The organism is Hymenobacter profundi, assembly GCF_019334315.1.
GTDB classification, from domain to species: Bacteria; Bacteroidota; Bacteroidia; order Cytophagales; family Hymenobacteraceae; genus Hymenobacter; species Hymenobacter profundi.
Genome location: NZ_JAHWGL010000026.1, coordinates 26,991 through 49,954 on the forward strand (window position 1 = coordinate 26,991; position 22,964 = coordinate 49,954).

The window sequence follows — 22,964 nt, forward strand, 5'->3', positions numbered from 1 at the left end:
AGTAGCTAAACAGACGGTATACAAAAGTAACGCAGAAACTGGCGCTGCCCGACCGTACCTCGGAATACTAACTGCTTTTCTACCCCACCGGCTCCCACAGCCGCCGCTCCACCTCTGCCTCTATCCGCTTCGGGCGTTGCGTCTGCGGGTCCAGCAGCACCCACTGCGTTTCGGCTTCGCAGAGCAGCACGCCATCCACGGCCCGCTCGATGCGAACAAAACGCTGGCACTGCGCCCCGCGGATTTCACCAATCCAGGTGGTGCAGCGCAGTTGGTCGTGGAGCAGGGCGGGGCGATGGTAGCGTATATAATGCTCCCGCACCACCCATATATAGTGCTCTCGCTCACCTACAGGAAAGGCGGCCAGCCAGTGAGCAGTGGCCGTATCCTGCACCCAGCGCACATACTCTACGTTATTTGCGTGGTGAAGCTCATCTATAGCCGAGGCAGGCACTACAATTTCGTGGGTGAAGCGGAAAGCGGGGTGGTTGTGAGGGGTAGACATATAAGTAGGTACAAATACAACGCAAGTAGGGAAAAACCCGTAAATGATAGTGTTGATAGCTGAAGTCCGCCGAATGGTGTATATTTGGCTCAACTTAAGAGGATGTGACTTTGTTAGCCTGCCAGATGCCTAGAGTTTCAGCAGTTTTCAGTAGCTGCATTTGCTTAAAGAGACTCTTTTTTTAACCCCGTAGTAAGTAGTACAATGGCAACCGGAACCGTAAAATTCTTCAATGACGCCAAAGGCTTTGGCTTCATCAAAAATGACGAAAATGGTCAAGACATTTTCGTTCACATCAGCGACCTGCTGGTAAATGAAATCCGTGAAAACGACAAGGTACAATACGAAGTAGCGCAAGGCAAAAAAGGCCCGAACGCTGTTAAAGTTCAGCTCCTCTAAGAGCTAGCTTACTTTGCACGAGTTTGAAAAGCACGCCCCAGGGCGTGCTTTTTTTTGTCTTAACCACGGATTCGCTCGGATTTTTCGGATGACACGGATTTTGTAGGTAATAAAAACGGTTGTCATCCTGAGCTTGCGAAGGACCTTATCACGTTAGAACAACTGACGTGACAACGACTCGTTCATGCATTACAAGGTCCTTCACTCCACTCAGGATGACATAAACCTATTGACATAACCTTACCTCCGTCCATAAAATCCGCGTAATCCGAAAAATTCGAGTGACTCCGTGGTTTAAGTAATATTTTCCCTTACCTTTGCACCCGCATTGAGAACGGCCCGGTTCCGCGCAGCTTGCGTGGCCCTTAGCTATTAGATTGGCCGCCTGTATCTTCCGTAGTTGCTTCCGTCACTTGTCGTTGTTGTGAGAGTGGGAGAGGAGCGTCGCTGAATTCGCTGTTTTCAGAGCTATTGTCTCCACTCCATCACTATCAGACATGGAAAAAGTTAAATTTGAAGAGCTTTCGCTCTCCGAGGAAATGCAGCGTGCCATTACGGAAGTAGGCTACGAAGAAGCATCTCCTATCCAAACAGCTGCCATTCCGGTACTGCTCGAAGGCAAAGACGTGATTGGCCAGGCCCAGACGGGTACCGGCAAAACGGCTGCCTTCGCCATCCCCGCCATCGAAAAAGTAGACACCGACTCGCGTGAGGTGCAGGCCCTGGTGCTGTGTCCTACCCGCGAGCTGGCCGTACAGGTTTCGGGTGAAATTCAGAAACTAGGTAAGTACAAGCGTGGTCTGGCCGTAGTGCCGATTTACGGCGGCTCCAGCTACGATCGGCAGTTCCGTGCTCTGGAGCGCGGCGTGCAGATTGTAATTGGTACGCCTGGCCGTGTAATGGACCACTTAGAGCGTGGCACGCTCAAGCTCGACCACTGCAAGATGATTATTCTTGATGAGGCCGATGAAATGCTGGACATGGGCTTCCGCGACGACATTGAGACGGTGCTGAAGAAAATGCCTGAGGAGCGCCAGACAGTGTTTTTCTCGGCTACTATGAGCAAGCCCATCATGGACTTGACCAAGCGCTATCAGCGCGACCCGCAAATCGTGAAGGTCAACCATCAGGAGATGACCGTTACGAACATTGAGCAGAGCTACTACGAGGTGCGCGGCCCCCAGAAAAAGGATGTGCTAACCCGCTTAGTGGATATGTACAACCTGAAATCGACCATCGTTTTCGCTAACACGAAGCGCATGGTAGACGACATCGTGGCTGATTTGCAGGCCAAAGGCTACTTCGCCGACGGTTTGCACGGCGACATGAGCCAGCAGCAGCGCCAGAACACGCTCGATAAATTCCGCAAAGGCACGCTGGAAATCCTGGTGGCTACCGACGTAGCCGCCCGCGGTATCGACGTAGACAACGTGGAAGCCGTAGTGAACTACGACCTGCCCGCCGACGAGGAATACTACGTGCACCGCATTGGCCGTACGGGCCGTGCCGGCAAATCGGGCCGCGCCTTCACCTTCGTGAGTGGCCGCGACATCTACAAGCTGCGCGACATTATGCGCTTCACCAAGGCTACCATCAAGCAGGAGCGCGTACCTTCATTCGAGGATGTGTCGGAGGTGAAAACCACCCTCATGTTGGAGTCGATTAAGGAAGTGGTAGAGAAGGGCAACCTCGACAAGTACATTGCCCGCGTGCAGCGTCTGATCGATCAGGATAGCGAAGAAGGCATTACGTCGCTAGACATTGCCGCTGCCCTGCTCAAAATGACGATGAAGGAGGACAAGCGCGCGCAGGAAAGCCTCGACGCTACCCGCGCCCACGGTGCGCCACGCGCTGGCTACACGCGTCTGTTCGTGACGATGGGTAAGAAAGACCGCATTCACCCACGTGACATCGTAGACCTGATTGCCGAGAATACTTCCCTTACCGCTGGTAAGGTAGGCGACATCTCGCTCTACGATAAGTTTAGCTTTGTAGAAGTGCCTTCCGAATTTACGGAAGAAGTGACCGGTGCTCTAGGTCGTACCAACATCAACGGCCGGCCAGTATCCTTCAACGTGGCCACGCCGCGTCAGGAAGGTGATGCCCAGCAGGAAGGTGGCCGCGGCGGCTTCGGCGGCGGTGACCGTCCGCGTCGCACGGGCGGCTACGGTGGCGGCGGCGACCGTCGTGACGGGGCCTTTGGCAACCGCAGCTACGGCAACAACCGCGGCGGTGGTAGCTATGGCGGCGACCGGCGTGAAGGCGGTAGCAGCTATGGCGGAAACCGCGGCGGTGGTAGCTACGGCGGCAACCGCGAAGGAGGTGGCTACAAAGGCAACCGCGACGGTGGTGGCAGCAGCTACGGTGGTAACCGGGGTGGTGGCAGCTACGGCGGCAACCGCGAAGGCGGTTACAAGCCACGCCGCGACAACCAGAGCTTCGACGAGTAGCAGAACAGATGTTGCAGATTGACTGGATTACACAGATTCAATCAATCTGCAACGCTGAGCTACTAATTAATCAATAAAAAAAGCCGCTGATACGTCAGCGGCTTTTTTGTTTCTGCGAGTAGAATAAATGCACACAAGAAACTATGCGATTCATCTAATCTACAACATCTGCGATGCTTATTTAGAAGCGTCGCGCAGGTCGCGGATTTCGTTGTGGGCTTTTAGTACGCCTTCAGCCTGCTTATCGATTACCGATTTCAGCTCGGCGGGTAGGCCATCAAACTTCTTGGCTTTCTCGTAAGCTTCTTTGGCGTAGTCTTCGCCACGCTCGCACTCAGCCAGAATGCTGTGACGGTCTTTGCCGGTTACCAAGCCTTTCAGGTTGATGAAAGCGCGGTGCACGGTGCCGGCTACGGTATTGTTGCCTTCGTTGGTGTCTACCTTCAGGTCCAGCTTGTACATCTGGTCTTCCAGCTCCGTGATGTAGCTGGCGCGCTGGGCAGCATACTTCTTGAAGAGGTCTTTCAAGTCTGCGTCTTCTACGTCGGTCATTGCTTCCGCATAGCCTTTCTGGCCTTCTTTCAGAGTAGCAATGAGTTCGTTCAGTTCGGATTGGGCTGCTTTAGTGTCCATAATCGTTGGTTCGTTTTTAGGTGGTAGGGAGAATGTATTGTGTGTCTTTGTACTAGCTATTCGTGTGCAGGGTTGCGCCGAAGCCACTACAATCCGTTTCCTTTCCACATCGGCACCAGCCAAGCTTCTGTTTATGGATTGGCCGCAGGAGTCCTGAGCTTATGGCGCTTATTAGCTAGGGCTAGGGTCAGCTCACCAAAAAGGTTGGCCCCGTAGGGCTGGGTAGAGCGGAATAGCGCCGGCAGGTTGTTGGAGCCAATAGTCAGAGGGCCAGCGCGTAGCACCAAGCCGTAGGCAAAATCCTGGTAGCTATTGGTGAGGGAAAGCGGCATGGCTACCTCCAGCCAGCGCATTTCCAGCCGGGGCGTGAGGGCCGCGTAAGAAAAGCGTCGCATGCCTACCGCATAGCGCCCACGCAGGCCCTGGCTAAGAGAAGCATTGGCGTATAATTTCCAGAGAAGGTGATAGTCCAGATCTATATTCAGCGTAGTGGGTAGGGCCGCCCGAAATGCATTGTCACGGTTCTGTGGCTGAATCTGGAAGATTTTTTCCAGCTGGTCATTATAGTTATCCAGCGTAATATCATTGATGTCTTGGCTATTGATGCCTAGGTTGGTACGCCGAATATCATTATACACCACTGCCTGCTTACGGTAGCGAATGCTGCCTATATCCGTGAGGGCCACTGCCAGACGGTAGCGGTATTTGTTGTGACCGTAGTCCGTTTGCCACGCCCCTTTTTTGTCCTGGTAGCGGTACTGCTCCGAGTTGGGGCGGTACTCGTACACCACCCCCACATCCAGGCCCCAGCCGGCACCCGGCGAGCTGCCCGGTGTCAGCCAGCGCCGTACGGTGCCCGCATCCAGATCACGAAACGCGTCGGGGTTGGAGTAGCCGAAGGAGCCATCGAGCCGGTCGAGGTGTACCACCGTATCGGCCAGTTGGGTGTTGCGGTTAGCGGGCGTGGTTGTGTAGTCGAACTGTTTGGATTGGAGGTAGGCCGAGCCGATGCCCATCAACCGCTTCACCGTGATGCCCGCTTTTAGCACGTGGGTTTGCTGGTCCAGTAGTACGCGAGCGTAGGTGGCATTCCACTCCGAAAAGGCGTTGATGTTGAAATTAGCCGTGTTGTTGGTATACGCACCCGCCGTTTCAAATTGATCAACGGCGCTACGCACCAACTCCTGCGACACTTGGTTGCCTTGCAGTGCGGCCCGCGCTCCTACGCTGAGGGCAACACTGTGGCGCGGACTCAGGCGGAGCATAACGCCCGGCCCGCGCACGTTCAGCCCCACGCTAACCAGTTTGGGGCGGCTGTTTTCCTGTAAGGTCAGGTCGCGGGCCGATAAAGAAAACGACTCGTTTAGATTGCCGAGGCGCCAAGGACCCGTGTAGCGGTAAGCAGAGTTGGTCGCGTGCCCGTCTAAGGCCAGCAGGCGGAATTCGAAGCTCAAACGGCTATCAGCAATAGCGGCTGGGTTCCAGTTGGCTTCGTTCAAACCAGAAAAATTACCGTGCGTGCTGTTGAAGAGCATCTGCGCAGCAACCGGCTGACTCGCCGCGGCGCACAGCCACAAACAGCTGCCTTTGAGTACATGTTTCAGCATGAAGTGTCGGGTAAAGCACCTTGTATAAGGCACTGGTGATGGATGCATTAATTGACACTTAATACTATTTTTTTGTCTTTTAGAAAGACATACCTACATCTAGGTATTTTTCAGAAAGAGTTGAGTACTATTTCGCTAGGCAGCTACGGTAGCGCTACCCGTCGAAACACTAGTTCGAATTAACCTAGCTAAGTGGCAGATTAAAAAGAACTTAAAAAGTAGGAGAAAAGTAAAAAGTAGTGTTCTCCATTTTTACTTTCTCTCCCGATGGAAACACAAACACTACTCCACTGGCTATATGTCGCCTCTATGGTAGGCGGCGCACTTCTGTTCTGGGTCTGGAGTCGTAACCCCAAAGGCGTCCCGCAATACGAATACAGTATTGCCATGATGATTCCGATTTGGTCGGCGCTGGCGTACATGGCCATGGGCCTGGGCCAGGGCAAAACGGAAGTGGCAGGGCAAATCACTCACTACGCCCGTTATATCGACTGGGTAGTGAGCACGCCGCTATTGCTGCTGGCGCTGGCTTTCACGGCCATGTTCTACATACCGAAGCAGGAGCGCAAACTCAACCTGCTGTTTGGCTTGGTGGCCGCCGATGTGGTCATGATTGTGTGCGGGCTGTTTGCTGATTTATCAGAAAACAGCACGGCTCGGCTCCTGTGGTACATCTGCGGGGTAGGAGCCTTCCTGTGCGTGCTGTATCTGATCTGGACCAAACTGCGGCAGATTGCCATCAACAGCGATGCAGAACTGGGAGTATATATACCAAACTAGCTGGCTTCCTAACCGTTCTGTGGATCTGCTACCCTACCATTTGGGCTGTCGGGCCCTCAGGCCTGGGCATAATCAGCCAAACTACCGAAACCGTTTTGTTTGTAGTGGTACCCTTCTTCTCCAAGGTAGGCTTCAGCATTCTCGACCTAAATTATCTGCGCGATTTAGCCCCGCGTAAGCCCGCCCATCACCACGCGGCGTAACAGAGCGTATACAGCAGGATAACGCCTGCCTTATGAAAGCTTCTGCTCCCATCGCCACCAGTTTTGCACCGCACATGTTGTATTCCTACGGGGCGGTGGTGGTGGCAATGGGGGTAGGTCTGTTGGCTCCGGCCACCGCCGCTATCCTACTAGGACCGGTGTTGCTGCTGGGATTAGTGCTGCTAGGGTTGGCCCACGGCGCCTGCGACCAACTGGTATTGCCAGCCTACCATCCCGTGCGGGGCAAGGCGTGGTGGCTGTATCTGGTGCGTTTTCTGGTGAGCTACCTGGCTTTGGCAGCGGTAGTGGTGGTAGGATGGTGGCTGTGGCCGAGTGCGGCTGTCTTGTTCTTTTTCCTGCTCACTATCTGGCACTGGGGCTCCGCCGATGCGCCCACGCAACCCCAGCGGCCGGCGCTATGGGTTGCGCATAGCGTACTGCGCGGCACGCTGTTGTTTGTCATCCCGGCTTTTGCCTGGCCTGCCGAGATGCTGCACATCATCAACAGCTTACTGTACTTCACAGGCGGCCAGTTGGTGACGGCAGCAGTATTTGCTAGCGCGGCGCAAGGCGCCGGGTGGGTTGTGCTGCTGGGTCATCTGGGCCTGTGGGTAGGGTATGCCAAGCTGAACGAAGTAAACCGCTGGCGCATTGATGCGCTGGAGATGCTGCTGCTCGTAGGGCTGTTTGTGGTTCTGCCGCCGTTGCTGGCGGTAGGGGTATACTTCTGCTTCTGGCACAGCTTGCAGCACGTACTACGCCTCAATCCGCTACTGGGCTACACGGCGCCAACAGGCGGTAGGCGCGCAAAAGGTTGGGAACTGATGCGCGAAATAGGTTTTTTCGTGCGCCGCTCGCTGCCTATTCTACTCATAAGCCTAGTAGCGCTGGCCGTGTTGTACGTGCTATTCGCCGCCCGGCTTTCCACTTCCGATGCACTGGTCAGCTTGGTGCTGGTGGTAGCCTCCGTGGTTACCCTACCTCATGCTTTGCTTGTGAGCTTGGTGATGGACCGCAAAGCAGCTAACTAGCGGATAGGCGTATCGGCCATAGCCCGACCGGCCAGGTAACCCGTAGTCCAGGCAGCTTGGAAATTGAAGCCGCCGGTAATACCGTCGATGTCCAGCACCTCGCCGGCGAAATACAGGCCCGGCACGCAGCGGCTCTGCATGGTTTTCATGTCCACTTCGCCGAGCACTACGCCGCCACAGGTCACAAACTCATCCTTGTAAGTGGTTTTGCCCTGCACGAGTAGGGCCGTGCGCAACAGCCCTTCGATGAGGCGGTTCTGCGACTTAATAGGCAACTCATTCCACTTCACCTCCGCACCAATGCCCGCCTGCTCCGTGAGCGTGCGCCACAGCCGCTGGGGTAGGCCGAAGAGCGGATTAGACGCCACCAGCTTTTTGCCATGCTGTCCCCGAAAATCCAGTAGCCACTGGCGCAGCGAGTCCTCAGTGTGGGTAGGAAGCCAGCTAACCAGGGCCGTGTGACGGTGCGCCAGTTCGTGCAGGCGACGGGCGCCCCAGGCTGAGAGCTTTAGCACAGCCGGCCCGCTCACGCCCCAGTGCGTCACCAAGATAGGACCTTCGTATTCCAGCTTTTCGCCGGCAATGCGCACGCGGGCGTGGGGCACGCTCACGCCCGGCAGGTCCCGCAACGGCGACTCCGGCACGTTGAACGTAAACAGCGACGGCACCGGCTCGGCAATGGTGTGCCCCAACGCCCGCAGCCAGTCGTATTGGGCCGCTTTGGGGGCGCCGCCGGTGGCAATTAGCAGGCGCGCTACCTCTAATTCCTGCGCGTGGGTGCCCGTGAGGTGCAATCGAAAGCCACCCGTGGGTAGGGTAGTAATATACTCGGCGGTGGTGTGCGTGAGGATGCGGACACCCGCTTTATCGGCTGCCGTGAGCAGGGCCTGGGCAATGGTTTCCGACGAATCCGTGACTGGAAACATGCGACCGTCGGGTTCGGTCTTGAGGCGCACGCCGCGCCGCTCAAACCAGCGCACGGTATCCACGGCGCCGAACTGCTTGAAGGGTTCCTTGAGCTGCTTGGCCCCGCGGGGGTAGTGTTGCACCAACTGCGCGGGCGTGTCGGCGGCGTGCGTCACGTTGCAGCGTCCGCCCCCCGAAATACGTACTTTGCTCAGCAGCTTGCCAGTTTTTTCAATCAGATAAACACGCAAGCGCGGGTTGGCTTCGGCACAGGCTATGGCCCCAAAAAAACCAGCCGCACCGCCGCCCAAAATAGCTACTACCTCTTTATCGTTCACAAGCGCAAAGATACGAGGTAGGGGGCTGAAAACCGGCGCGAAAGCACTACGGTGTGTTGCTCGCTAAGCGGCACAGCCAATGCACTAGCAGTACTTCATGGCCTCGTTCAGGTCATCAAACTGAAACATATAGCCGGTTTCCTGACGCAGTAATTCGCTGTCGATGCACTTGCCCAGGGTATCTTCCTCCACGAAGGTAGGGGGCGCGAGTTCCAGATGAGCGGCGGCGGCGGTGTAGAACTCCTGCCGGGTAGGGTGGTGTGCCGCGCTGGCATTGAAAGTACGCCCCCAGGCGCGCTGGCGGATAATGCGGCCGAGAATGCCCAGACAATCGGTGAGGTGAATGAGGTTGACGGGCGCCTGAGGCTTGGGCAGACCGGTACGGCCCGCCAGGAAGCGGCCAGGCGCCCGTCGGGGGCCAATAAGGCCGGCCAGGCGCACCACGGTGGTGGCGAAAGGTGCATCGGGAGCGGTAAACAGGCTCTCCGCCCGCAGCAATTCCGAATTGGCGTCGGGGGCGGCCAGGGCGTCGTCTTCGGTCATGGTGCGGGGCTCGTCGGCATACACACCGGTGCTGCTCACAAACAACACGTGGCGCACGCCGCAGTCAATGGCGGCTTGATATACGGGCTGTAGCAGCTCCACGTAGTGTCCTTTAGCGGCGCTGGGTGGCACGTTCAGTACCAATACCCGTGCGCCGGTAAGCATCGTGTGTAGCGTGTCTTGGTCGGTAGCGGTAAGGGTAGGGCCTAGCTCCAGCAGGTAGGGCGTAATGCCCGCGTCGCGCATTTTCAGGAGTCGGCTGGGCGTGGTGGTGGAGCCAGCCACGGCATAGCCTTCTTCCACCAGCGCCTGCGCCAGGGGTAGGCCGAGCCAGCCGCAGCCCAATACGGCAATTAGGGGTTGTAGGGGGGTAGGAGTAGGAGCCATGCGGGGCTAAAGGTGAAGAAAAATTCTTAGCCGGCATACATCTTGGGCAAATCCGACAAATCCCGTTCTTGCATCCTTGCTGCTTCACCTTTAAAAATCCATCTCCTATGCCAGCCTACTCCCAACCCATGCTCCGCGACAACGCCCTGCAAGGCAAAACCATTGTGGTGACAGGCGGCGGCACCGGCCTAGGCCGGGCCATGACCACCTATTTTCTGCAACTCGGGGCCAACGTCACCATCAGCTCGCGCAAGCTGGACGTGCTGGAAAAAACCGCCGCCGAGCTGCGCGAGCAAACCGGCGGCCAAGTGCTGGCCGTGCAGTGCGACGTGCGCAAATACGACGAGGTAGAGCGCATGCTCCAACAAACCATTGACACGTTTGGCGCCGTCGACGTGCTGCTGAACAACGCCGCCGGCAACTTTATTTCGCCCACGGAGCGCCTGAGCCACAAGGCGTTTGATGTGATTGTAGACATTGTGCTGAAAGGCAGCTACAACTGCACGTTGGCCTTCGGCAAACGCTGGATTGCCGACCAGCGCCCCGGCACCATCCTCAACATCGTAACGACGTACGCCTCCGTGGGCTCGGCCTACGTGGTGCCCTCGGCGGCGGCCAAGGCGGGCGTGCTGGCCCTCACCCGCTCGCTGGCCGTGGAATGGGCCAAGTACGGTATTCGTTCCAATGCCATTGCGCCCGGCCCATTCCCGACAGAAGGCGCCTGGAGCCGCCTCTTCCCCGAGCCGCTAGCGTCCAAACTCGACCCCGCTGCCTCGGTGCCCCTCAAGCGGGTAGGCGACCACCAGGAATTGGCCAACCTAGCCGCCTACATGGTATCGGACTTCGCGGCCTACATGAATGGTGAGGTAGTCACCCTCGACGGCGGCGAGTGGCTCAACGGCGCCGGCGAGTTCAACAAGCTGGAAGCCATTCCAGCCCCCATGTGGGACGAGATTGAGAAGAAAATGCGCCGCTAGACCTCGGATTCCTGCGGATTTTTCGGATTACACGGATTTTGTAGACGATTTCAAACAAAAAGCGCTTGCCAAATGGCAAGCGCTTTTTTGATGGGTAACTCAGAAAAATTAAACAGCTCCGACTACACTGTGCAATTGTCCACAAAATCCGTGTAATCCGAAAAATCCGCCTTAATCCGTGATTATAGTTTATACCCCTTATATCCCTTCGCAAACTCCTCCGCCGCAATAGGCTGGTTGGCGATGATATTCGAAAACTCGAACCGCTCGAACAGGCCTTTGTCGTCCAGCACCTCTACCACAAGCGGCAGCATAAGCTTCTGATCGACGCAGACGGTGGTGCGACGGCCGTAGCCGTTGGGCACTTGAATGGTTTTGCCGGCCGGCACGGGTTTTTCGTACGACAGGCCGTTGCGCTCCACAATCCGAAACTCGCCGCAACCAAACTTATTGGCAATCTGCGTCAGCGTTTCAGCTTTGGCGGGCGTGTAGGATACGTACCGAAACTGCGGGAAATTGGAAAGCAGCACGTGGCACGGCCGGCCGGCCACTAGGGTGTCGCCGGCGTAGCGAAAGGAGCGCTCGAAGGCGTGGTCCTGGCGCTGGGTGGAGCCGCGGATGATATCGGAAATGCTGCCAAAACCGGCGTCGAGCAGGCTGTGGTGCTGGTCGCGGCGCATGAGGGTGCCGTTGGGGTCCAGGTTGAGCGTCACGTAGGGAAAGCTGTTGGGGTAGACCCAGGCGTCGCCGCTGTTTTGGCCCGTTACCCACAGGGCCTCAATACCTTTTTGATTGCGCAGATACACCCGTAGCGGGCTGCTGGTGAGCTTCAAAGACGATTGCGCCGTTACGTATTTGCCCTCTACCCGCTCCTTGGCCCGCACCGTGCAACGCAGCGTCTTGAGGTTGTCGATGGCGGAGCTAAGGCGGCTCAATAGCTGCTCGGTAGAAATCTTATCAGTAGGAACCGGGGCAGCGGCTAGCGAAGAAGTCAGCAAAACAACGGCCAGCGCAACCAGCCGAATAGTACGCATCATAGGAAAAATAGGAAGACGTTAGCAGTCGCCCTTATGCACAAACCGCGCCGAATAGCCCGCTGGCTAGTTGAGGCTAATGCGCGGAAACCGAAACGTATTGCTATCGAACACGAATAGCTCGTGCACTTCAATTTGCCAGAAATAAGGGTACAAAGGCAACTGCTCCAACACAGCCCGCGCCTCGGCCTCCGTTTCCCCGTTGATGGTAAGCCAGCCGTGCCGGTAGTCGGCGCTGATGGCGTAGTTTTCCAGCACACTCTCATCCAATAGCTGGCTCACGTGGGCGCGGTGACTGGGAATCAACTCTATAAAATCCTCGGAAAAGTGAGGGGGTAGGGAGAGTGTGACGATGAACTTGGGCATACAGTGGAGCAGATAATGCTAAGTCGGGTAAACGGTACTATTTCGAGAAAGTTGGCTTTCAGCTGGATTCACGCAACTTTTTGGCGGCAATTGTAGAATAGGAAGGCATGCACTTCTCCATCATCACCCCGACCCGCAACCGTCGGCAGTATTTGCCCGAGGCCATTGAAAGCGTACGCGCTACCGTTTCGGCCCCCATTGATTTTTCCTACGAGCACCTGATCAACGAGTTAGCCAGCGACGACGACACCGCGTCCTACCTGGAGGAGCTAGCCGCTCAGGATGGCCCGCCGTTGCGCTACTGGACGCAGCCCGAAAAAATGCTGCCCGGCCCCGCCCGCAACCAGATCATCCGCGAGGCGCAGCCCGGCGGCTGGCTGGTGCCCCTCGACGACGACGACGTGATGCTGCAACGCAACCTCTACCACTACGCCGACCTCATCCAGCAGAACCCCGACCGCCCGTGGCTGGTAGCCGACTTCCTGCGCATGGACGAGGAACGTCGCTACATGCTGCGCGAAGATTACTACGCCTGGAAATTTGACACGCCTACGGATATGTTGCGCGCCATTTTTCGGGCCGAAAACTTCATCCAGGGCAACGTGTGCTACTCGCACGAGCTATTTGATCAGGTAGGCGGCTACAGCGAAGACATTGAAATGGCCGAAGACTTAGAGCTGTATGTGCGCTTTCTGCTGGCTGGTCACTTGCCTCTCCTTTCCCCCCACATCAGTCACCTGCACCGCTTCCACACCAACAACATCAGCATAGGCGTAGACGCCGAAAAGCATGGCAACGACCTGCGCGTCATCTACGACCTGCACGCGGCCGAGTTAGGTAAGCTGGGTATTGAACGTCCGTAGAAAATCTGTCATCCTGAGCGCAGCGAAGGACCTGCTCACGCATGAACGACTGTCATATCAACGACTCGTTCATGCGTGAGCAGGTCCTTCGCTGCGCTCAGGATGACACGTATTTATGGTTGCTTCACAAGTGCTCCGCCCTTCATCACCAGCCGTACCTGCCGGAGCGCCGTCACGTCGTGGGTAGGGTCGCCTTGCACTGCCACTAGGTCAGCCAATAAGCCAGTCTGGATGCGGCCCCGATCAACTAAGCCGAAGATGCGGGCGTTGCCGCTGGTGGCTTGGCGGAGTACAGTTAGGGCCGAGAGGCCGTAGTCCTGCACCAGTAGCTCGGCCTCGCGCACGTTGTCGCCGTGCAGAAATACGCCCACGTCGCCGCCAAACGCCAGCGTGACGCCGCTCTTCAGGACGGCTTGCATGCTAGTGTGTTTTTGCTGGACGCGCTCGGGTAGGGCGCCCTGGCCTTTGCGCCAGCCCTGGTATTGGGCAATAGCATCGCCGGCCGCTACGGTGGGGCAAAGTGCTACGCCGCGCTGCTTCATCAGTTTGAAAACTTCCAGCGTGCCACCGTCGCCGTGCTCAATGGTTTGCACGCCGGCCAGCACGGCACGGCGCATGCCTTCGGGGGTAGAGGAGTGCGCCACCACAGGCCGGCCGGCGGCGTTGGCCGTTTGCACAATCAGGTTCAGCTCCTCCTGCGAGAAGGTAGGGCGGGCCGGTTCGCCTTTGCCCCAACGGTAGTCGGCGTATACTTTGATGATGTCGGCGCCGCGCCCGATTTGCTCGCGCACGGCCCGCACCACACCCTCGGGGCCGTCGGCTTCCTGGGCGCCCTGGGGCACCTCTACGTCGGTGGAGAGCTTGGGGCCGTAGCTGCCAGTTGCCACCAGCGCGCGGGTAGCCACCAGCATGCGCGGACCGGGAATAATTCCCTGATCAATAGCTTGTTTGATGCCTACATCGGCGTAGCCGGCACCCTCCGTGCCCAAGTCGCGGGCGGTGGTGAAGCCGGCCAGCAGCGTGCGCTGAGCGTGGGCCGTGGCCCGCGCCACCCGCAACGCTTGCGACTCCAGCAGCACTTGGTCGTTCCACGGGGTTTCGTTGTAGGGGTGCAGCAACAGGTGGGAGTGGCCTTCTATCAGACCAGGCAGAAGGGTAAGGCCCGGTAGTTCCAGCGTACGGCCGCCGGCGGGAGTAGGCAGGTTAGGGCCAACTGCTGTAATCCGGTCGCCTTCTATCAGCACCTGCCAGCCAGGGTGTAGCGTTTCACCATCGAAGACGGCGGCGGGGCGCAGGAGGGTAGGAGGAGGTGTAGGTTGAGCTAGCAGTGGTTGTGCGCTGCACAACAGAAAGCCAAGTAGGAAAAACCAGCAGTATCTGTGGCTGCGAGAAAGCGAGAGCATAAAGCGGAAATATATTCTTGGTCAATAAACACAAAAAAGAGACGTCAGTAGCTGACGTCTCTTTATAGGTAGGGGTAGGGTACAAGAGGTTGTTCTCTACTACCGGCTCTACGCTTTTTGTTTGTGCTTGCCCTTCTTCACTTTTGCTTCCTTCGCTGGTTTGCCGTTGGCTTCCGGTTTGCCTACCAGCGTCATTTCCTGAATGAGGCGCGTGGCGCCGGCGTATTTATCCACTACAAACAGCATGTAGCGCACATCGAGGGTGATGTTGCGCACCTGGTCGGGGTCGAACATGATGTCGGACATGGTGCCTTCCCAGTTGCGGTCGAAGTTGGTACCAATCAGCTCGCCGCGGCCGTTGATGACAGGTGAACCCGAGTTGCCGCCCGTGGTATGGTTGGTGGCGATGAAGGCCACGGGCACGGTGCCATCTACGGCGTATGGTCCGTAGTCTTTCTTCTGGTACAACTCCACGAGGCGGGCCGGCACCTGGAAATCAGGATTGGTGGGGTCGGCCTTTTCCATGATACCGTCGAGGGTCGTGTAGTACTCGTACTTCACGCCATCGCGGGGCTCGTAGCCGGCTACCTGGCCGTAGGCCACGCGTAGGGTAGAGTTGGCATCGGGGTAGAACGTTTTGTCGGTCTGCATCTGGCGCAGGCCGGCTATATAGGTGCGCGAGAGCAGCGTGATGTTGTCGTTGGCAATCTGGTAGGGCGGCAGAATGTTGGCCCGGTAGTTCGTCACAATAGCCGAGGCCAACTGGTAGGCCGGGTCGTTGGTGAGGGCCGCCACATTGCCTTTAGCTACCTCATCAAGTACAGCGTTAGCACTTTCGGGCGTCGTCAGCCGAGATTTGCTGTAGAGGTAGTCGGCGTAGGCGGTCCAATCAATAGAAGGTGGAATATTATGCTGCGCTTCCGCAAAATTGGGGGAAGAGGTAGGCGGCAATATGTGCCATTTACTCTTACCCGGATACTGTTTCTGCAAATCCTTCACGTAATCGGGTAGCAGGGTAGACGGCGTATTCTCGGCGTACAGCGCCAGCAATGCCGCCGCTACTTTCTGATCGGTAGATTTGCTGTAATTCCGGAAGAAGCCATTTACGCCGGTTTTGAGTTTCTGCACGGCGGCGGTGCGGTCGGCGGCGTTTTTGATATCCACCACGGCCAGCAGGCTATTGGCATACAGCATCAATTCCACGCCCAAGGCGGCTTCCGTCACGTAGTCGCGTGCCAGCGACACGTCACGCTCGGCGCGGTAGTTTTTCTCAAACTCCGGCAACAAGTTGGCGTAGGCGGCGCGGCGGGCGGCATCTCCCTGGGTAGCCCACTGCTGAAAGCGGGCTTCCTGCTCCTGCTTGCGCGTTACGGCGTCCAGACGCTTCAGGCCGCGCATCTCGCCTTGCCACTTCTTCCAGTAGTTGGCCAGCGAGGCATACTTGGCAGCGTACTGAATCCGCACTTTATCCGAAGCCTTCATATCGGCGTCCAGAATTCGTAGCTTGGTGTCGCGCACCTGCACCTTGGCCGGGTCGGAGAGGTAGTACACTTCGTCTACCCCCCACGAAGTCAGATACTCGTTGGTGCGGCCGGGAAAGCCAAACACCAGCGTGAAGTCGCCAGGCTTGATGCCGCCGAGCGAGATGGGCAAATGGTGGCGGGGCTTGAAGGGCTTGTTCTGGGGCGAGTAGGGGGCCGGCTTATTGTCGGGGCCGGCGTAGATGCGGAACAGGGAAAAGTCGCCGGTGTGGCGGGGCCACATCCAGTTATCGGTGTCGCCGCCAAACTTGCCGATGCTGCTCGGCGGAGCGCCTACTAGGCGTACATCTTCAAATACTTCGGTTACAAACAGGTAGTACTCGTTGCCGCCGAACATAGGCCGCACAAAGGCGCGGTAGTGCGTGCCCTGTACGGCTGCCTGGGCTACCTGCTGGCTGTGCTGCTGCACCAGCCGCTCGCGGGCGTCCTCCGAAATACCGGTGGCGGGTACGTCTTGCAGCACCTGCTTGGTCACGTCTTCCATCCGCACAATAAAAGTAGCGGTGAGGCCCTGGTTGGGCAGCTCCTCGCTGGGCGACATAGCCCAGTAACCGTTGGTAAGGTAGTCTTTCTCCACCGACGAATGGCTCTGGATGGAGCTGTAGCCGCAGTGGTGGTTGGTGAGCAGCAGGCCCTGATCGGAAATGATTTCGCCGGTGCAGCCGCCGCCAAACTGTACCACGGCGTCTTTCAGGCTGCCTCTGTTGACGCTGTAAATGTCTTCGGCCGTCAGCTTGAGGCCTTTTTTCTGCATATCAGCTTCGTTGAGCTGCTTGAGCAGTAAGGGAAGCCACATGCCTTCATCGGCGCGGGCGGAGGGTAGGAAGAAAAGGAAGGTAAGGGCCAGCAGCGCCAGCCGATTGGTAATGGGCATGAACAAAAATTGGGTGAACGAAAGCCCAAAATACAATTTTTGAAGGGCTTTTATAGCTCGTTTCACAGGTAAACGCTTCACCTGTTTATTCAAAAAAGACCGTCGAAGCAGCAAATTTTGCGTAGAACAAGAAGAATAATTACTTCTACTGTCTTACTTCCACTAGGTATGTTTTTTAACGGTTGGGCCGGCGTAGGCCGCACGGTAATAATGGCTGTTCTTGTGTACGTAGCCATCATCCTGCTGATTCGCATCACGGGTAAGCGTACACTAGCCAAAATGAATGCCTTTGATATGATCGTAACTGTTGCTTTGGGTTCCAGCCTGGCTTCGGTAGCATTGTCAAAAAGCACACGGCTAGTGGAAGGCATAGTTGGCATTGGTACGCTACTGGCACTGCAATTTGTTGTATCGTGGCTGTCGGTGCGCTCTAAAACGGTGCGTAAGCTGGTAAAATCGGAGCCGCGCTTGTTGTTTCATGAAGGCAATTTTCTGGACAGCGCAATGCACGACGAGCGTGTAACGCACGACGAAGTGCGCTCGGCCGTGCGCAAAGAGGGGGGACTGTCGATGGAAAAAGTGACTGCCGTGGTACTCGAAACCGACGGCACCTTCAGCGTTATCAAGCGCCCGGATGATAACAGGGCAGAATCAGCCCTCCAAGGCGTTGAAGGCGTTGAGCAAAAGTGAAGATGTAATTGCGATTTGCAGTTATCCTATAAAACGTACGCCTGTCTCTCGTTGCATTAAGCACGACGAAAGACAGGCGTAGGTTTGTTGGAATACTGATGACCAGCAATTAGCTACTAGACTTGTTCAGGAACAAGTCTATTGATTTATGAGTGACCCAACTCCGCTACGGCGGGTAGCTCCTTGTTGGGACGGGCCGGTGCTTGGGCATCTTCGGCTACTTTGGCTGAGGCTTCTTCCCAGCTCTGGAAGTGCTCCAGCTCCACCCGGAAGCGGTCCATAAACCAGGCAATCAGGGCGGCATCATCCAGGAAGCCCAAAATGGGTAGGGCGTCGGGCACCAAGTCAATCGGCGACAATACGTAGAGTAGCACCGCTAGCCCCGACACGATAGTGGAAGTGGAAATCTGGCGGTAAGAGCCGTTGATATAAGACGTTACCAACCGAATCAGCAGCCGGCCCACATCGATTACCTGTTGGATAGGACCTTTTTTGCTGTCTTGGTCGTCGAGCTTTTTTGCTACGTCGTGCAGGGCGGTAGCTACTAGGAAGGGCTTGCCCAGCATTCGGGTAGCACGCCCCATGAAGGCGGAAAAGATGGCGTTTTTGGCGATGCCAAAACCTTTTTCGGTAAGTGAGGACATTGGGATAGAGTAAGAAAATGAGAGTACGAAGGGATGTACGTAACCCCTCCGGTTGCCGTTGTGTCAGGCCCGAAACGCAAAAAAGCCCGCCGAAATCGGCGGGCTTTCTGTGCAGCAGGAGCGCGAGGCGGCGTTACTGCTTGATAAAGCGCTTCACGTAGGTCTGCGTGCCACTATTCACCTGAATGACGTACATCCCGGCTTTTAGCTGACCCAGACCTTGATTCAGTTGCTGATTCAATTGCTCCAACGAGCCAGTACCCGTGGCTACCTGGCGACCATCTACGGCCAGCACGCGCAATTGCAGCGTTTTGGCCGTTTGCTCGGGCAGGTTCAGGCGGATGGCGTTGGTTACCGGGTTGGGGTACACTTCAAACTGGCGGTTGGCCAAGGCCTGCTTGGTGGGCGTCGTTACCCCGAAGGTGTAGCGCGTCTGCACGGGGTAGTGGTCTGTGGTGGTGTTGCCATAGTTGGTCACCAGGTTGGCTACGCTCGTTAGAATCTCGGTCGAGTTGGGTACCACCAGCGGTTCCGTGGCTTTGGTAATGACAACGTGGTCAATCACATCGTTATAGCTCACGGTAGAGCGTTGGCCGGCCAGGCTTAGGGGTAGTGTCAGGGCCGTGTAGTTGGCTACGTCGGTCGTAAAGGCACTGTAGGACGTAGCGGTGGTTGAAAGGCCCGTTGTGATGGTTTGATCGAGGTCGTCGTTGAAATCACCCAAGATGATAACGTTCTTTCCCTTGTAGTTGGCATCCAGTGCAGCCTTCAGGCCATCGGCAGCATTCTTCCGACGCTCATACGAGGTAGACGTTGGACTGGTGTTGGCTTTGGCATGAATCAGGACGAAGGTGAAATGCTGGGTAGCGCCGTTCAGGGTTACGTCGGCATCGAGCAGGTAGGGGAAGCGGCCCGACGACCAGTAGTTGAACTCGGGGCAGTTCTCGGCCTGCGTGCAGCGGAACAGCGAAGAAATAGCTACATTTTTGAAAAGAGTGGTGTTATACACAAAGGCCAGTTTCTGCGCGCTGGCATAGTCGGGATCCTGCGCATTATCGGTATACGAGCCAAAGTCCGATACGCGGTAGGTGTAGCCACCGCCCGGCAGTTGCCGCACAATGGTGCCCAGGCGAGCCGTGTCTACTACCTCCACTAGCCCGTAGATGTCAGCCTTCAGCGAGTTAAGAATGGTGCGCACATTGGCTTGCTGCTGGTCTTTGTTGCTCGGGCCGTTTTGCGTCGAGCCAAACCACTCCACGTTCCAGTTCACTACTTCCAGCGTGTTGGCTGTGTTGTAGGTATTGCCCGATAAGGTGACCGTAACCGAGGGCGCATTCGTAGAAGCCAGGGCCAGGCTACCCGTGTAGCTCTGCTGGTTTTGCGTGGGGCGGAAGCGCACCGTCAGGGTTTTCGTCTGGTTATTAGCTTCTTCTACCGTATAGGTAGCAGAGCTGCCGAACGTAGTGCCATCTTTCGACACCTGGAAAGCGGCGCCGGTGGCCGTTACCGTGAAGGGCGCCGTTAGGTTGCGGGGTGTTACCGTGAAGGTTTGCGTGGCCGTAGCATTCGCCGCCACGTAGCCGAAATCCAGGCTGCGGGTCGTCGTGGTCAGCAAGGGGGCGGGCGGAGTAGCCGAGTTCGTCAGGCTGATGTCATCCAGCGTCCAGCGGGCACTTTCCTCATCTGAAGAAGTATATATGAAGGCCACATACGTCGTCTGGCTCTTGTACTCGCTCAGGTCTACACCAGCGGTTTGCGTCCAAGTATCAGAACCAATGGCGGGGAAGCTCACATCCAGATCCGTCCAGGTTACGCCGGTAGCCAGCGGGTTTCCCGTGCCAGAATAATTCGTCGAAACACGCAGTTTCAGAGGGGGGCCATTGAAAGCCGTCCGGCTCCAGAACGAGAGGAGGGGGTAGGCAAATGTAGATGTATTGAAGGCCGGGGAGATAAACCAGTCCTCGTTCGGAACATTCGTGTTGCTTGCGAAGCCATTGATCTGTATACCGTTAGGCTTGCTGGCTTTGCCGGTGGCATCAGTGGCATCGTGCCCAAAGGGCGTGCAGGCCCAGGTTTGCGCGCCGGTCACGCTGTACTGCGCCCAGCCACCCAGTGCGGCCGTACATTCATCAAAATTGAAAACCAGGTTGTTGGGGTCGATGCCCGTACCGGTTACCGCCACGGTTTGGTCGGCGGCACCAGCCGAGGCATTGGTAATCGTGCCCGATACGGGGCCGACTACGGTCGGCGCAAAGCGCACGTACACCATTTGGGACGTCGCCAACTCAGCCGCAGCATAGCTCAGGGTAGAGCCAAACGTGCCGGTAGCGGTTTTGGAAACGCTGAAGCCGCTAGGGGCCGTAACAGTAGTAGCGCCCGTGAGGTTGGCCCCCGTGAGCGTGTAGCTGCTGGTGGCAGAAGTAGCTGCCAGGTTGACGCGGCCAAAGCTCAGGCTGTTAGGCGATACAGTAAGGGTAGGCGCGTCGGGTGCCGGCGTATTCCAGGTCAGTGAGAAATCATCGATGGCCGAGGTAGGCCGGTTGTTAGACCCTGTGGTTGGATCTGGTGCTACAATCCGAATCCAGACAACATCGTTAATATTATCGAGTTGATTACCAAAGTCAACGGCGACGGGCGTACTGCTAAAGGTGCTATTCCCGGTTGTGAACGTGGCCCCTACTGGTGTGAAGGCTGTAGGTGTGGCCCCCGTAGCATAGTCTACTCGCCAGGTAGTGGTACGGGTAGAGGTAGCATCCAACGACTGCAACAGGAAATTTAGTTTGAAGCCTGTGCGGGCGCTGGTATTGGCAACTTGGAAAACGAAAGCCGGGCCGGCATTCGTGCTGCCATCCGCAAACGAACCAGTCTGCCGTACACCGAGCGCCCGGTTGGTGGAGGCACTTTGCGCCGTAGGGTCCGCAGCAGAGGTTAATCCCGTGGCGGAAGCGAAGTTTTTAAAGGCTCCGCTGGTATTATTCCACGCCGTTACGGCGGTGGTAAGCGTTGTCGCGTCGCCCAGAGCTCCGGCTTTGGCACCCGTGCGTACGCTGAAGCCTGCGGGCAGACCAGTGCCAATCTGGTCGAAATTCTCAGTGAATGAACTGCCGGTTAGTGTTATCTGAGCTGATGCACCTTGTATACCACACAGCATGGTAAAGGCTACAACAGCGCTTCGTATAGTAAGTAAAGAGTGTTTCATGAAAAACGGATTAGTTACAAAAGAGACACGTAAAAGTACCCACGCTAGGCGCGGCGATATGTTAAGATAGTATTATTAAATAGAATATTACCCGGCAGCTTGCCTATACGTGGGTGTAAGCAATTGTTAGCTAGTGAATAACACAGAAACGCCGCTCCCCAAAGGAAGCGGCGTCAATGGCTCGCAGTAGTATGCAATAGGCTATTGGGCAAATAGGCCCACCGTGCCGCCTACCCAATCCTTGTTCTTATTGAAGTCCACGCCAATCATGGCGCCGCGGCTGAGGCGGGCCAGGTTGGTGAGTAGCACCGGGCGGGGCGCGTTTTTGGGCCAGATGTACAGCAAGCGGATTTCACACTTCACCAGCTCGCCATCATCGGCTCGCACCACAGGCTCGTAGGCTACTTTACGCTGCAAGAGGTAGTTATGCTTGTCCTCGATGGCATCCAGCTCGGCGGGCGTCACGTGCAGCTTCACACCGGCTCCGGCAAAGGAAAACAGGGGCTTGAGCACGTAGTTTTCCAGATCGGTGGGGTAGGCGGTTAGCTCGTGCAGGTAGTGGCTGGACGGCACAAACGGGCTGTGCAGCAGCGGCAACGTGTATTTGCTGATGCGGAAAAACCAATTGGGGTGCCCTACCCAGGTCACGTCCACATCCTCGTCGGTGAGGCGGAACTCCAACGGCAGGTCGGGGTAGCGCAGCAACTCGTCGAAAATCAGGCGGTTGTAGATGCGCTTGATGTCGATGCGGCGACCGTCTTTTTCATAGTACAGCTGCCGGCCGTCTTTGCGTACGTCGGTGATGCACACGGCTTCTACTCCCAGCTCGCGCTTAGTCAAGGCAAAGTCGATGCGAGTTTTCTGCTTGTCCGGAAATAGCTCCAGCAGTACTACGTTTTCCGGGTTTTCGTCGCCCACAATCAGCTCCCGCAGCGCTGCCAGATAGTCGGCAGAACTCAGCCCACCAAACAAGTGCGTCACCGAATCAGGTACCGGAAAAAACTTCCGAAACGTGTGGGCCAGATAGTCCTGAAACACATAGAGCGATGGAAAACCTTGCAGCTCAATCAGCTGCGGCTCCAGTTCGCCTTGCGCATCACGGCACACAGCAAAGTCGATAGCCAGAAATTGCGTGTGCGCGTCTTCGTGGGGTACGCGCTGGGCTGGCGGTACGGCCGCTTCGGTGCGTTCCTTGAAATCGGGCGCTACCAGCACGTCAATAATATCCTCGCCCGCCTGCAACAGCTTGTCGCGCAGCACAGAAGGTATGAACACCGGCGTTTCCGCTACTCGAAAATCCAGTTGTCCCGGCAGCTCCTGATCTACGGAGTCGATCAGCTCCTGAAACCGTTGTGGCGTGAAAGCCGCATTATACGTCTGGCGAAATTCAGGAATCATGCGTGGGAGGGGTTGGGGTAAGATAGGGACAATAGAACGTCATGCTGAGCTTATCGAAGCATCTCTACCGTGAGTAATTTCTGTTGAATGAAACGAAGCGGTAGAGATGTTTCGATAAGCTCAGCATGACGTTCCTGTATTTACAAGGTAACCGGCTGATCAACAGCCGTAAGCGCCGCTACAGATTGTCGCA

At 56.7% G+C, this 22,964-nt stretch carries 18 protein-coding genes and 1 pseudogene; 7 read left to right on the plus strand and 12 right to left on the minus strand.

The window, feature by feature from the left end; translation table 11 throughout:
- Positions 1-79 precede the first annotated feature (79 nt).
- Positions 80-505 (minus strand): acyl-CoA thioesterase, encoded by a 426-nt coding sequence (locus tag KYK14_RS08675; protein ID WP_219158508.1) that lies wholly within the window; start codon positions 503-505, stop codon positions 80-82.
- A 204-nt stretch (positions 506-709) separates the two neighbouring features.
- Between KYK14_RS08675 and KYK14_RS08680 the strand changes: the two genes are divergently transcribed.
- Positions 710-904 (plus strand): cold-shock protein, encoded by a 195-nt coding sequence (locus KYK14_RS08680; RefSeq protein WP_185283914.1) that lies wholly within the window; start codon positions 710-712, stop codon positions 902-904.
- Between the two features lie 497 nt (positions 905-1,401).
- Positions 1,402-3,354: a DEAD/DEAH box helicase gene (locus tag KYK14_RS08685; RefSeq protein ID WP_185283913.1), complete on the plus strand. Its 1,953-nt coding sequence runs from the start codon at positions 1,402-1,404 to the stop codon at positions 3,352-3,354.
- A gap of 177 nt (positions 3,355-3,531) precedes the next feature.
- Here KYK14_RS08685 and KYK14_RS08690 read toward each other — a convergent pair whose 3' ends face one another.
- Both KYK14_RS08690 and KYK14_RS08695 read right to left on the minus strand, forming a co-directional pair.
- Positions 3,532-3,987 (minus strand): PA2169 family four-helix-bundle protein, encoded by a 456-nt coding sequence (locus KYK14_RS08690; RefSeq protein ID WP_185283912.1) that lies wholly within the window; start codon positions 3,985-3,987, stop codon positions 3,532-3,534.
- Positions 3,988-4,118: 131 nt separating this feature from the next.
- Positions 4,119-5,594 (minus strand): DUF5723 family protein, encoded by a 1,476-nt coding sequence (locus tag KYK14_RS08695; protein ID WP_219158509.1) that lies wholly within the window; start codon positions 5,592-5,594, stop codon positions 4,119-4,121.
- 309 nt (positions 5,595-5,903) lie between these two features.
- On the opposite strand from KYK14_RS08695, the pseudogene KYK14_RS08700 reads away from it, so the two are divergent.
- Together KYK14_RS08700 and KYK14_RS08710 are read left to right on the plus strand one after the other, a co-directional pair.
- A pseudogene (locus KYK14_RS08700) lies at positions 5,904-6,577 on the plus strand (bacteriorhodopsin).
- A gap of 32 nt (positions 6,578-6,609) precedes the next feature.
- Positions 6,610-7,608 carry a Brp/Blh family beta-carotene 15,15'-dioxygenase gene (locus tag KYK14_RS08710; RefSeq protein WP_219158512.1) on the plus strand — a complete coding sequence of 333 codons (999 nt, stop codon included), beginning with the start codon at positions 6,610-6,612 and terminating at the stop codon, positions 7,606-7,608.
- On the opposite strand, the gene KYK14_RS08715 is transcribed toward KYK14_RS08710, so the two are convergent.
- Both KYK14_RS08715 and KYK14_RS08720 read right to left on the minus strand, forming a co-directional pair.
- Positions 7,605-8,852, minus strand: coding sequence for a BaiN/RdsA family NAD(P)/FAD-dependent oxidoreductase (locus KYK14_RS08715; RefSeq protein WP_343217076.1), 1,248 nt, complete (start codon positions 8,850-8,852; stop codon positions 7,605-7,607). The genes KYK14_RS08710 and KYK14_RS08715 overlap by 4 nt on opposite strands.
- Positions 8,853-8,936: 84 nt before the next feature.
- The gene (locus tag KYK14_RS08720; protein WP_219158513.1) at positions 8,937-9,782 is read right to left on the minus strand and encodes an SDR family oxidoreductase; all 846 of its coding nucleotides are present in this window, start codon (positions 9,780-9,782) and stop codon (positions 8,937-8,939) included.
- 107 nt (positions 9,783-9,889) lie between these two features.
- Here KYK14_RS08720 and KYK14_RS08725 point away from each other — a divergent pair, with 107 nt between their 5' ends.
- Positions 9,890-10,759: an SDR family oxidoreductase gene (locus KYK14_RS08725; RefSeq protein WP_219158514.1), complete on the plus strand. Its 870-nt coding sequence runs from the start codon at positions 9,890-9,892 to the stop codon at positions 10,757-10,759.
- Positions 10,760-10,941: 182 nt separating this feature from the next.
- Here KYK14_RS08725 and KYK14_RS08730 read toward each other — a convergent pair whose 3' ends face one another.
- Both KYK14_RS08730 and KYK14_RS08735 read right to left on the minus strand, forming a co-directional pair.
- Positions 10,942-11,796, minus strand: a complete 855-nt coding sequence (locus KYK14_RS08730) for a LysM peptidoglycan-binding domain-containing protein (RefSeq protein WP_219158515.1) — start codon at positions 11,794-11,796, stop codon at positions 10,942-10,944.
- Positions 11,797-11,859: 63 nt separating this feature from the next.
- Complete coding sequence (locus KYK14_RS08735) at positions 11,860-12,159, minus strand: YciI family protein (RefSeq protein ID WP_185283905.1); 300 nt, start codon at positions 12,157-12,159, stop codon at positions 11,860-11,862.
- Between the two features lie 107 nt (positions 12,160-12,266).
- Between KYK14_RS08735 and KYK14_RS08740 the strand changes: the two genes are divergently transcribed.
- A complete protein-coding gene (locus KYK14_RS08740; RefSeq protein WP_219158516.1) occupies positions 12,267-13,022 on the plus strand; it encodes a glycosyltransferase family 2 protein in 756 nt (251 codons plus the stop codon).
- A gap of 113 nt (positions 13,023-13,135) precedes the next feature.
- Here KYK14_RS08740 and KYK14_RS08745 read toward each other — a convergent pair whose 3' ends face one another.
- Complete coding sequence (locus tag KYK14_RS08745; RefSeq protein ID WP_219158517.1) at positions 13,136-14,425, minus strand: metal-dependent hydrolase family protein; 1,290 nt, start codon at positions 14,423-14,425, stop codon at positions 13,136-13,138.
- Between the two features lie 108 nt (positions 14,426-14,533).
- Positions 14,534-16,840 carry a S46 family peptidase gene (locus KYK14_RS08750; RefSeq protein ID WP_219158518.1) on the minus strand — a complete coding sequence of 769 codons (2,307 nt, stop codon included), beginning with the start codon at positions 16,838-16,840 and terminating at the stop codon, positions 14,534-14,536.
- Positions 16,841-17,008: 168 nt separating this feature from the next.
- Here KYK14_RS08750 and KYK14_RS08755 point away from each other — a divergent pair, with 168 nt between their 5' ends.
- The gene (locus tag KYK14_RS08755; protein WP_219158519.1) at positions 17,009-17,530 is read left to right on the plus strand and encodes a DUF421 domain-containing protein; all 522 of its coding nucleotides are present in this window, start codon (positions 17,009-17,011) and stop codon (positions 17,528-17,530) included.
- 146 nt (positions 17,531-17,676) lie between these two features.
- Here the strand turns inward: KYK14_RS08755 and KYK14_RS08760 are convergent, their stop codons facing one another.
- From KYK14_RS08760 to KYK14_RS08770, 3 genes are all read right to left on the minus strand, one after another.
- Entirely contained in the window at positions 17,677-18,174 is a 498-nt protein-coding gene (locus KYK14_RS08760; protein WP_185283900.1) for a YkvA family protein, read from the minus strand.
- A 133-nt stretch (positions 18,175-18,307) separates the two neighbouring features.
- Complete coding sequence (locus KYK14_RS08765) at positions 18,308-21,373, minus strand: T9SS-dependent choice-of-anchor J family protein (RefSeq protein ID WP_219158520.1); 3,066 nt, start codon at positions 21,371-21,373, stop codon at positions 18,308-18,310.
- A gap of 201 nt (positions 21,374-21,574) precedes the next feature.
- Positions 21,575-22,771 carry a hypothetical protein gene (locus KYK14_RS08770; protein WP_219158521.1) on the minus strand — a complete coding sequence of 399 codons (1,197 nt, stop codon included), beginning with the start codon at positions 22,769-22,771 and terminating at the stop codon, positions 21,575-21,577.
- Between the last annotated feature and the right edge of the window lie 193 nt (positions 22,772-22,964).

Excerpts from the sequence above, each read along its gene's own strand:
- KYK14_RS08685 (WP_185283913.1), top strand. The coding sequence starts at position 1,402 with ATGGAAAAAGTTAAATTTGAAGAGCTTTCGCTCTCCGAGGAAATGCAG.
- KYK14_RS08750 (WP_219158518.1), bottom strand. The coding sequence starts at position 16,840 with ATGCCCATTACCAATCGGCTGGCGCTGCTGGCCCTTACCTTCCTTTTC.
- KYK14_RS08745 (WP_219158517.1), bottom strand. The coding sequence starts at position 14,425 with ATGCTCTCGCTTTCTCGCAGCCACAGATACTGCTGGTTTTTCCTACTT.
- KYK14_RS08735 (WP_185283905.1), bottom strand. The coding sequence starts at position 12,159 with ATGCCCAAGTTCATCGTCACACTCTCCCTACCCCCTCACTTTTCCGAG.
- KYK14_RS08755 (WP_219158519.1), top strand. The coding sequence starts at position 17,009 with ATGTTTTTTAACGGTTGGGCCGGCGTAGGCCGCACGGTAATAATGGCT.
- KYK14_RS08690 (WP_185283912.1), bottom strand. The coding sequence starts at position 3,987 with ATGGACACTAAAGCAGCCCAATCCGAACTGAACGAACTCATTGCTACT.
- KYK14_RS08765 (WP_219158520.1), bottom strand. The coding sequence starts at position 21,373 with ATGAAACACTCTTTACTTACTATACGAAGCGCTGTTGTAGCCTTTACC.
- KYK14_RS08770 (WP_219158521.1), bottom strand. The coding sequence starts at position 22,771 with ATGATTCCTGAATTTCGCCAGACGTATAATGCGGCTTTCACGCCACAA.
- KYK14_RS08725 (WP_219158514.1), top strand. The coding sequence starts at position 9,890 with ATGCCAGCCTACTCCCAACCCATGCTCCGCGACAACGCCCTGCAAGGC.
- KYK14_RS08680 (WP_185283914.1), top strand. The coding sequence starts at position 710 with ATGGCAACCGGAACCGTAAAATTCTTCAATGACGCCAAAGGCTTTGGC.
- KYK14_RS08740 (WP_219158516.1), top strand. The coding sequence starts at position 12,267 with ATGCACTTCTCCATCATCACCCCGACCCGCAACCGTCGGCAGTATTTG.
- KYK14_RS08720 (WP_219158513.1), bottom strand. The coding sequence starts at position 9,782 with ATGGCTCCTACTCCTACCCCCCTACAACCCCTAATTGCCGTATTGGGC.
- KYK14_RS08695 (WP_219158509.1), bottom strand. The coding sequence starts at position 5,594 with ATGCTGAAACATGTACTCAAAGGCAGCTGTTTGTGGCTGTGCGCCGCG.
- KYK14_RS08730 (WP_219158515.1), bottom strand. The coding sequence starts at position 11,796 with ATGATGCGTACTATTCGGCTGGTTGCGCTGGCCGTTGTTTTGCTGACT.
- KYK14_RS08760 (WP_185283900.1), bottom strand. The coding sequence starts at position 18,174 with ATGTCCTCACTTACCGAAAAAGGTTTTGGCATCGCCAAAAACGCCATC.
- KYK14_RS08710 (WP_219158512.1), top strand. The coding sequence starts at position 6,610 with ATGAAAGCTTCTGCTCCCATCGCCACCAGTTTTGCACCGCACATGTTG.
- KYK14_RS08675 (WP_219158508.1), bottom strand. The coding sequence starts at position 505 with ATGTCTACCCCTCACAACCACCCCGCTTTCCGCTTCACCCACGAAATT.